The following is a 9,491-nucleotide window of genomic DNA, read 5'->3' as shown; positions in this document are numbered from 1 at the left end:
TTATAAAAGGGATTGCTGCCAGTGTAGCAGCAATCCCTTTTTTACTTTATTTGGCGGTTAGTAGTTTCCGAATCCATGGCAGGCGGGCGGGTTTTCCAGCGGTTATGGAGCCAAAACCATTCATGGGGATGTTGTTTGATATGGTCTTCAATAATCTTTGTCAGGTGCTGGGTGGTAATCCGGATATCCTCGCCCCGGTCTGCTGTTTTTTCCACTACGACATAGGGATGGATAATTGCCGTATGGGTGCCATCCTGGTTAGCAGTAATAAAGGCCGGCACTATGGGGGCATTGTTCAGACGGCCTAGCGCTGCAGCTCCCTGCGGTGTCGATGCCAGCCGCGAAAAGAACTCAACAAACACGCCGTCGCGGTGGTTATCCTGATCCATAAGCAGCCCGATAATCTTACCGGCACAAAGCAGCTTAACCATTTCCCGGACACCTTGCTTATAGGTGACATGCATGCCGGCTTTTGTCCGGTATTCGTTAATAAAACTGTCCATCGCCGCGTTTGTTTGCCGCTGAACAACTGCAACTAACGGAAAACCATGCATCGCCAGAGAAGCTCCGAGCAGCTCCCAGTTACCGGTATGGGCTGTGGCCAATACCGCCCCACGCCCTAATTTCAAAGCTGCTTCAAGGTGTTCCCGGCCGTTAATTTTGACATATTGCCCGATGTTGTCTTTGGTGAGGCAAGGCATCTGGAGAACCTCCATAAACATCGGGCCAAATCGCACCGCACTTGCTTTGGCAAGCGCATAGGCTTGCTGCTCATCCACCTTAAGGCTGCGGCAAATATTCTCAATCGCCATTTTACGCCGTTTGGCAGACACCAGTGGCCAGCATAACCAGCCTACCAGGCGGCCAAGGCTCTGTCTCAGTTTGGCTGGCAACAAACATACTAACCGACTTATATACTTCACTAAATGGTACTGCATCGTGGGCTCCTAATATGTGTAGCTTAGCCCAAAGTAGGTTTCACTGTGGCGCCAGCCAGCGTCGATTTTTAGGCCGGGAACGACTGACATGCGTGCACCGTAGTTCATCCGGTCGCCATCCCACTCGGCAATGAGGGTCGTGGCCGGAAAGGTGTTGCTGCCGGTAATCACACCAATCGGGTTAATGGTCTTTTCAATCGCGGCAAATACACCGTCATAACGGCCATCACCAATACCGGCATGAATCCGGAAGCCAAACGGCAGTGCTTTGCTGGCTGCGGCATAGTAGGTTCGTTTATCATGATTACCAATATCTTCTACTCCAATAGCCAGGCCTGGGGTAATTACGGTCTCCGGCACCAGGCCAAATTTCGCATTAAAGTAGGTTTGATTGTCTTTGTTGCTATCGCCGTCATAACGGAATCCAGCTACACCAACCTCCAGCTTATCAGCCAGATTGATATTAAAACTGCCAACTCCGCCCTCTTTCAGGTGATGATAGCCCAGGGAAAACTGGCCTTCTTGCAATACATCAGCCGAGGGGGTATTGATAATGCCTGTTGAGCCATTAATGGACGGGGCAGCATATACAGGAGCTGCTGCCACTAGCAATACTGCAGCTGCCAAAATAGTTTTCTTCATCGTAGTTCTCCTCACTAAATAGTATGGTGTGATATAAATTTATATTAATTCCCTGTCCTGTGTAAAAATCCTGCTACGGCCTGGAGCCAATTTGTGGACAAAAAAACTGAGGTATACATAGCGAGTATACCTCAGGCTATTATTCCTTTTCAAGCTCACCAAGACGTTGTTCAAGCTCACGAATTTTCTTGATCAGGTCAGGCAGCCGGCCCATGGCCGCTTCCGCCCGCAGCCATTGTTTGTGCGGCCGGGCGGGGAAACCGGCGTAGAAGGAATTAGCAGGTATATCATTAATCGGGGCCGACCTGGCGGCAAAAACACAATTGTCACCGATTGTCAAATGTCCATTACAGCCTGACTGGCCGGCAAAGGTTACATTGTTGCCGATTTTAGTACTGCCGGCAATCCCTGTTTGCGCGACAAAATAACAATTTTCACCAACAACTACATTGTGAGCCAAGTGTACCAGATTGTCGATTTTGGTGCCTTGCTTAACAATCGTGCTGCCGGTAGTAGCCCGGTCCAGGCAGCTATTGGCGCCAACCTCGACATCATCCTCAATTATTACATTGCCTACCTGCGGTACTTTCTGATGACGGCCGCCTATGGTAACAAACCCAAAGCCGTCACTGCCAATGACAGCCCCACTCTGAATAATTACCCGGCTGCCTACCTGGCAATCTTCCCGGATTGTAACATTCGGGTAAATCAGTGTATCCTTACCGATAGTTACATCCCGTCCAATATATGTATGTGGATATACTATCGTATTATCACCGATGACGGCATGAGCGTCAATGACGACATTAGCCATAACAGCCACATTAGCTCCAAGTGTGGCTGTAGCATGTACTACTGCTGCCGGATGAACGCCCGGAGGTATGTCAGGTTTAGGCGTAAACAGGCTCAGTAACGTGGTAAAGGCTACCCGGGGGTTAGCCACCCGGATAGCCGGTTTGGAAAATGATTCGACAGTGTCGGGAATGATTACAGCTGCTGCAGCACACTTACCTGCTTTATCCAGATGGGGCGGTACCGCAAAGGTGATATCCCCCGGACCGGCATCATCAATATTGGTGACGCCGGTGATTTCTATGCAGGTAGTATCTGTAACGGTACCGTTAAGCAGGGCGGCAATCTCAACTAACGTCTTTTTCACAAAACGGCCCCCTGCTTATTGCATTTTCTGGATTACAGCATCTGTAATGTCAGTGCCGCCTTGAGCCACACTGTTTTTATAAAGCACAACACCCAGTTTTTTCTCGGTGCTTACTTGCTCAATCGCTTGTTTGATGCTGTTATCAATCTGAGTTTCCAGGTCTTGCTTAATCTTAAGGAATTCACCATAAGCAGTTTCCTGGCGCTTTTGGAATTCTTCCGCACTAACACCAGCTTTATCTTTTTCCAGCTGATCACTTAGTTCTTTACCTTTGACATTAAGCTGTTCCTGGAGTTGTTTTACTTTCGGGCTGTCAGACATGACCTTATTTACGTCAAGGACACCAATTGTCGGCTGGTTGCTGTTACAGCCGGCCAGGGCCAGGGCCGCAACAAAAACCAGTACCAATACTAACGACACTCTAATTTGCTTGTTCATAAAATCCTCCTTCGAAACCTTCAGAGTAATGTTTAAAATAGTATACGCAGGCTGATTATTTCTTAACCGCAGTAATAACGGCATCAGTAATGTCCACGGCGCTGACATTCACTCTCTGACCTGTAAATACAACATCAAGGTTGCGCTCTATTGCCACTTTGGCCGCCTTGTCCCGGATATCATTCAGAATAGTATCCTCAAGCGCACTAATCTCCTGTTGTTTCATCGTAAACTGCTGTTCAAGAGCGCTGACACCGGCAGCGGTTGACGACGAGCTAAGTGGGCCTGTACCCTTATCAGCTATATTTGCAGTTTGGGCAGCCATTTTAGTGCTGATTTCGGAGTTCAGCTGTTTAGCATAGGCTGCAAGCTCCTGCTCACTGGCCGCTTTGTCAGGTGTCAGTGCCGTCTCCAGCTTTTGAGCCAACTCCTTTTCGCGCACAGTCAGTTTATTGGTTTGCTCAGCCTTCAGGTCATCAAGTGCTTTTTTAACAGCTGCAGCTTCCTTCTCATCCATCCGGACCGTCTGTAGTTTCAGCTGCAGGTTAAATAGTTGAGGCTGATATTCCTGTTCCAGTTGCTCAGCATAGGTCTTAAGCTCAGTGGAAAGTTCGCTATGAAGTTTATTGGCCTTGCCGGCAAGACGTGTTTGCAGTTCCTGCTGTTTCGCCGCCATTTTAGCGTTGAATTCCTGCTCAGCCGCTGCCCTCAGCCCACTCTCGACACTGCCTGGCAGATTCATTGCCGACTGCGGGGTAACCCCTGCAGCCCTGCCGGCCTCTGCAGTTAGTTGCTGATTCAACGTAGCAGCCTGCTCTTTGAGTTTTTGCCATTCCTGGTGTTTGGGATGAGCCTTAACGGCTTTATCCATATCAATAACGCCTACTTGCGGCGCTGCGGGAGACTTGGTTTCAGGCGCCGGGCGGGCGCAGCCTGTTAGAAGAACGGCACCAAGGATCAGGGTTGCCAGAAACCTTATTGGTGTTGTTATTTTCACACCAAATCACCCTCTCTAGATGAATCGTTATTGTCAAGTACGGAAAGCCGAGCACAGGCTAAACCGGCTCGGCTAAAATGACCGGGGTTTTAAAATTATTTACCGCTAAGTTTCTTGACTACATCATCGGTGATATCCTGACCACCATATACGATGTTATTTGTATCAAGGACTACGGCAAGACCTTTGGTATCGGCAACTGCTTTAACAGCTGCGTCAATCTTGCTGAAAATCGGGGCTTTAAGTTCTTGTTCTTTCAGCGACAGGCGTTCGCGCAGCTGATTGCTGTACTCTTGTTTTGCCTGATCGTTCATGGTTTTAGATTTTTCTTCAAAATCTTTTTGCGCCTGGGCAACTTCATTTTGCATAGTTTCTTTGAAAGTAGCCAATTCCGGGGTTTCATTAATCAAGCGCTGATAATTGACTTTACCCACATTGGAGGCAGTACCGGCACCGGCAGCATGACCAACGGTGCTTTGTGAGATTGCCACCCCAAATACCCCTAACAGAAATACTGCAACTATAGCTACAGCTACCACTTTTGCTACTTTTTTGTCTTTAAACATGTTTGACCCTTCTTTCCTGCCACTTGGCAATAAATTCTCCTCTATTTAACAATTATAACAGGCAGCCCTTTATTGAGCAAGTTTACAAATTAGCCACAAGTCTCAGCCAGTTTTCTTTTTCGGTAATAACATATTCAGTACTGAGGAAGTCATGCAGCTTGTACCTTATACCCAGCTCATTATAATTGGACTTGGGGGTGTGTTCAACCCGGATCGTCCAGTTAGAGCCCACATATTGATTGACCCATAGAATACTTTCCTGCTCAGAGAGATTGTACCTTACACCAGCCATTGTGTTTTGCGTAAATTTATGACCCCAGCCTGGTTCAAACTCCCAGTTCAGGTTGTCAGGCAGAAATTTGACTTCAAGGAAAACCTCGTCCCGGCTGCCTGTAAATTTGCCAAAGTGAAGTTTGGCTGAGGTGTTGTCTTCCTCACGCCCCATATCCAGGCTGCCTTCCAGAGTAACCCGGTATTTGGTAGTTTCTGCATTAAGAGTGATCTCAGTGTCTTTTCCCGGGTCAATAACCGGAATCAGTGTTAACCCATACTGGCTGGTAATCGGATGGCTAGCGGCTGCAGCAGTTACTTTATCAGTAAAATAGTCTTTATGCCGCTCAACAAAAGCGACCGGCAAGCCGCGCAGCATACCTGTGGCACCGCTGACAGCAGGACTGGCCCTGGCCAGCAGTACGTTTGGTATAGTACGTGACCGCATGGCGACATGGACATTATCAATGACCGGCCCAATAGGAATGAGCGAAAGCCTGATATTCGTTTTCTGGCCGGCAGTAATCTCCAGATTACTCCTGAATTCCGGCAGCTGGTTCGCTAATAATTCCCTGATTACTGCCGTTGATACACCACCGGCCCATTCTACAGAATCAACAGGCAGGCCGATCAGCACATTAGCAACCTGGTCTTCCACCTGGCCCATGTCTTTTTTTATCAGGTCCCCTAAATCAGGCGACAGACCACTGATGTCAATTTCCAGGGCAACATCGCGCACTACATCACCCCAGGGAACCACTGTCACCTCAATATGGGTAGTAGTCCCCGGTGTAATACTGACTTGCCCGACTGTATAGCCGACAAGCACACGGTCAAATATCTCCCGCACCAGCTTTTCATAACTGCCTTGATTTGTCTCAACATCACTGATCGTCCGGCCTACAAGCATCTGTGTTCCCACTGTCGTAACACTGGCGGTCATTCGCTTGGCCACTCTTGCCGGCGGCTGCTCAGCAGCGATAATCGTCACCGCGATTTTATCCACTGTAGTGGGCGCAGCCAGCCCGGTGCCTGTCCATAGGCTAAGCAGCAGTACCACAAGGCTTAGATACAACGTATGTCGCAGGTATTTTGCAGTAATAACGCGCACCTCCCTCTAGTAAACGAGTCAGGCCACAGGCCTGACTCGTTAGCTGCAACTATTAGAACTGGCCACCAAAGCTAAAGTGGGTACGACCACCCTGGCTCCCCTGGGCATAGTCAATTTTAATAGGGCCTATCGGTGTTGTTACACGAATACCGACACCGACACTGGCGTTAAGATCATCAAGCTTGTACCCTTCGCCATCCCAGGCATTCCCGATATCAGAGAAGACCACACCCTGCACTTTGCTGACTACCGGGAAGCGGTATTCAACAGATGCAGCCAGCATTTTGTCGCCTTCGAATTCATCATCCTCGTAGCCGCGCAGAGTATCAGCGCCACCGACGGAGAACTCTCCGGACTCAGGCATCTTGCCATCGGCATAACCGGCAGTAACACGAGCCGCGATTACGTGGTCACGCCCTACTTTATAGTATTTGCGGCCTTCAGCGGTATATTTATTGTAATCGAAGTCACCGCCGAACGCTTTGCCGGCAAATTCAGCAGACAGCGAGAAGCGGGTTCCCTCGGTTGCATTAAATACATTATCCCTTGAGTCAAATACCCGCGTCAGGGTGACACTATTGGTTGAGCCAAAGTTATCTTTAAGATATTGTGGATCTGTTGAGTAATCCTTACCCTCTACGGCCTCAACCCAGGTGTCCTTGCGGTTTTTATAAGTGAGATAGTTTTGGACATATTCGCCTTGCGGGCGACCAAGGGTAATCTCAAAGCCCTTGCGATTTTTATCATAACTTGATTCCAAGTCACCATGATTATCATAGTCACTATACTCGTTAGTCATGTCATATAAGCTAAAGCTTAATGAAGTTTGCTTGCTGTCAAGCCACGGACGGGTATAGCTTACCTCATAGTTTGAGTTGCTGGCACCGCCAAACTCCCAGTGGAGCTTAACTTTGTCACCCTTGCCGTTAAAGTTGTTATCACCCAGCTCAATGATACCAATCATACCATCGGCCTTGCTATAACCGCCACCGATTGAGAACGTACCTGTTTTCTGTTCAACAACGCTGGCCTCAAGCACAACAGCATTAGGATCCTTGCCAGGGTTAAGTTTCATATTAACATCTTCAAAGTAACCGAGGTTGTACACTTTTTGCATACTGCGGCGAGCGTCCTTTACATTAAAAGGTTCGCCAGGCTTAACCTTCATTTCACGGGTGATTACATTGGTTTTGGTCTTTTCGTTGCCTTTGATCACAATGCCTTCCAGTGAGCCTTCATTAATGGTCAGGGTCAACACCCCGCCTGGTGACATCGCCACATCACTTACTTTAGCTAAAATATAGCCTTGTCCATGATAGTACTCCTCAATTGCGCGGACATTGGCATTCAGGGTCCGGGTATTCAAGACACCGTCTTTACCGGTAGTCACTTGTTCTTTAATTTTATCGGCAGTTACCTTCGTGTTGCCTTTGACAACAATATCGGTTAACTTAGGGTTCTCCATGACGGTGTATGTTACTTTCACGCCTTCCGGCACTTCAGTAAAGTTAGCAACAACGTCAAAGAAATAGCCCAGGTCGTAGATTGCCTGCATGTCCTGCTTTATCTTGTCAGCCGACAGCGTATCACCGGGTTGGGTTTTTACCACACCCCGCACGGTGCTCTCAGCAACCTGGCTAATACCGGTAATCGTTACGGCTGTGGCTGTCTTGCCTTCAACGTCTGCTGCGTAAACAGGCAAAACCAAAGCTGCGGCCATGCTTAAAACAATTGCTGCCGCAATAAAAAGTTTACAACATTTAATGTTCTTCATGCATTACCTCCTTATTTATTTGTTACTGTCCACGCAACGATTTTCCGGCTAAACGAATAAGTTTGTTAATCTCCTCGGGTGTCAGGGGTACATCTTTGGATTGTTCAGCTGGTGCTAACAGCGCAGGCTGTTTTTGAGTAGTATCCGAATGTCCTTTGTCAATTTCGGTCGTACTCGTATTAGCTTCAATTGACGGTGCCTGCGGCACCGCAGGTGACGTAACTGCTCCGGAAACGGCATTGATCTGAACCGGACCATTCTCAACTACGGTAACAGGTTGTGTTACTTGCAGCGGCCTTTGTGTGTTGTGGCGGCTTATTCCCCACAGGTAACTTGCAGTCATCCCGCCGACGGCGATAGTAATTGCCAGGCCAATAGCCAGGCTGTGCCGCAGAACAGGGTAGCGATGCCGCCAATGCCGGGACCGGTTAACCTCTTTGGCATGAGTAAGTTCGGCCTGAGCCAAAAACAAATTAAGCTCGCCACGGATATCACTATCTTTGTCGAAAGCCTCTTCAGCCTCTGAAAGCCATTGCTGAGCAGAGTTTAGATGCCTGTTAATATTTTGTTTACAATCCGCCACATTCACCACCCCTATTATAAACACTATTTATAGTCCTGGGAAGAGGCCAGATTTTGGTCATTAACAAACAAGCAAAAACGGGCAATTATTATGATTGCCTCGCTAATGCTAACTATCTCGTCGTTATTTGACCGATTTGCTCACTTTTTAAGATTGTTGCGATATCAATCACAATAACCTATTATCTCCCTGTAGTGTGTTTGTAAAAACACACTACCTTACTCTAACGGAAACTGGCGAGAAACGTTCAGATGCGAGGCGCGACGAGGATTGTGCAGCGCCGCGTACGGGGTTTGTACGCAAGCAAACAACCCGCAGGAGCAACGAAGCAGGTGGGCGTTTATCGCCAGTTTCCCTACCAGTTGCCCATTAGTTTGGAAAGCATCCCCCGCAACCGGCGAATTCCCTGCTTTTGCAGGCGATAGACATGAGAAACGCTTAATTCCATCGTTGCGGCAATATCTTTGGCTTCACAGTCACCAAGATAAACACTGTTTAACACTTGTTGCTCCTTGGCCGGCAGTCGATCCATAGCTGCTCTGAGCTGATCAACAAGATAGTTATGTTCAGCCTGTGCGGCCACTTCCGCCTGCGCGTCAATGAGTAAGTCGGCAATTGTCGCCTGGCTGCTGTCTGCCGTTACCGGGCTGTCAATCCGTACCAGGTTATTGTCTTCACGGCTCAGGTAGTTAATAATCCGCCCCCGGATACGGTGCACGGCAAACAGGCTAAAGGCAACCCCCCGGGTGTGGTCATAGTTTTCAACAGCCTCAATCAGCCCAACGGTGCCTTCCTGGATCATATCCAGCATAGTAGTCTCAGGCAGTCGCCAGCGCATTGCTGTTTTAAAGACTAATGGCTGATAACTTTCAATTAGACGGCGGCGACAGGCAAGATCGCCATCCTCTTTATATCCCTGCCACAGTGCGGCCTCTTCTTCAGGCGTCACTATCCGGATATTTTTTAATTCAGCCAGATATTGACTGAGTACCATTCGTATCATCCCTTTACAA

General features: G+C 48.4%; 10 protein-coding genes. All 10 read right to left on the bottom strand.

The window, feature by feature from the left end; translation table 11 throughout:
- Positions 1-41 precede the first annotated feature (41 nt).
- The 10 genes from VN379_RS19965 to VN379_RS19920 all read right to left on the bottom strand — a co-directional run bounded on the left by VN379_RS19965 (position 42) and on the right by VN379_RS19920 (position 9,472).
- The gene (locus VN379_RS19965) at positions 42-938 is read right to left on the bottom strand and encodes a lysophospholipid acyltransferase family protein (RefSeq protein WP_325537098.1); all 897 of its coding nucleotides are present in this window, start codon (positions 936-938) and stop codon (positions 42-44) included.
- Between the two features lie 9 nt (positions 939-947).
- Positions 948-1,580, bottom strand: coding sequence for a YjbH domain-containing protein (locus tag VN379_RS19960; RefSeq protein WP_325537096.1), 633 nt, complete (start codon positions 1,578-1,580; stop codon positions 948-950).
- Between the two features lie 139 nt (positions 1,581-1,719).
- Positions 1,720-2,739: a UDP-3-O-(3-hydroxymyristoyl)glucosamine N-acyltransferase gene (lpxD, locus tag VN379_RS19955; RefSeq protein ID WP_325537094.1), complete on the bottom strand. Its 1,020-nt coding sequence runs from the start codon at positions 2,737-2,739 to the stop codon at positions 1,720-1,722.
- 15 nt (positions 2,740-2,754) lie between these two features.
- Positions 2,755-3,177 carry an OmpH family outer membrane protein gene (locus tag VN379_RS19950; protein WP_325537092.1) on the bottom strand — a complete coding sequence of 141 codons (423 nt, stop codon included), beginning with the start codon at positions 3,175-3,177 and terminating at the stop codon, positions 2,755-2,757.
- 55 nt (positions 3,178-3,232) lie between these two features.
- Complete coding sequence (locus VN379_RS19945) at positions 3,233-4,174, bottom strand: molecular chaperone Skp (RefSeq protein WP_325537090.1); 942 nt, start codon at positions 4,172-4,174, stop codon at positions 3,233-3,235.
- A gap of 95 nt (positions 4,175-4,269) precedes the next feature.
- Entirely contained in the window at positions 4,270-4,740 is a 471-nt protein-coding gene (locus tag VN379_RS19940) for an OmpH family outer membrane protein (protein WP_325537089.1), read from the bottom strand.
- 82 nt (positions 4,741-4,822) lie between these two features.
- Entirely contained in the window at positions 4,823-6,121 is a 1,299-nt protein-coding gene (locus tag VN379_RS19935) for a hypothetical protein (RefSeq protein ID WP_325537087.1), read from the bottom strand.
- 52 nt (positions 6,122-6,173) lie between these two features.
- A complete protein-coding gene (locus VN379_RS19930; protein ID WP_414715022.1) occupies positions 6,174-7,841 on the bottom strand; it encodes a BamA/OMP85 family outer membrane protein in 1,668 nt (555 codons plus the stop codon).
- 76 nt (positions 7,842-7,917) lie between these two features.
- Positions 7,918-8,478, bottom strand: a complete 561-nt coding sequence (locus VN379_RS19925) for a hypothetical protein (RefSeq protein ID WP_325537083.1) — start codon at positions 8,476-8,478, stop codon at positions 7,918-7,920.
- Positions 8,479-8,833: 355 nt separating this feature from the next.
- The gene (locus VN379_RS19920; RefSeq protein WP_325537081.1) at positions 8,834-9,472 is read right to left on the bottom strand and encodes a sigma-70 family RNA polymerase sigma factor; all 639 of its coding nucleotides are present in this window, start codon (positions 9,470-9,472) and stop codon (positions 8,834-8,836) included.
- Between the last annotated feature and the right edge of the window lie 19 nt (positions 9,473-9,491).

It is taken from the genome of Sporomusa sp., assembly GCF_035561255.1.
GTDB lineage: Bacteria > Bacillota > Negativicutes > Sporomusales > Sporomusaceae > Sporomusa.
This window is presented reverse-complemented; position numbering and strand designations above follow the sequence as displayed.

What these genes read in the sequence shown, in the direction of transcription:
- VN379_RS19965 (WP_325537098.1), bottom strand. Translation starts at nt 938, where the DNA reads ATGCAGTACCATTTAGTGAAGTATATAAGTCGGTTAGTATGTTTGTTG.
- VN379_RS19960 (WP_325537096.1), bottom strand. Translation starts at nt 1,580, where the DNA reads ATGAAGAAAACTATTTTGGCAGCTGCAGTATTGCTAGTGGCAGCAGCT.
- VN379_RS19950 (WP_325537092.1), bottom strand. Translation starts at nt 3,177, where the DNA reads ATGAACAAGCAAATTAGAGTGTCGTTAGTATTGGTACTGGTTTTTGTT.
- VN379_RS19940 (WP_325537089.1), bottom strand. Translation starts at nt 4,740, where the DNA reads ATGTTTAAAGACAAAAAAGTAGCAAAAGTGGTAGCTGTAGCTATAGTT.
- VN379_RS19930 (WP_414715022.1), bottom strand. Translation starts at nt 7,841, where the DNA reads ATGGCCGCAGCTTTGGTTTTGCCTGTTTACGCAGCAGACGTTGAAGGC.
- VN379_RS19920 (WP_325537081.1), bottom strand. Translation starts at nt 9,472, where the DNA reads ATGGTACTCAGTCAATATCTGGCTGAATTAAAAAATATCCGGATAGTG.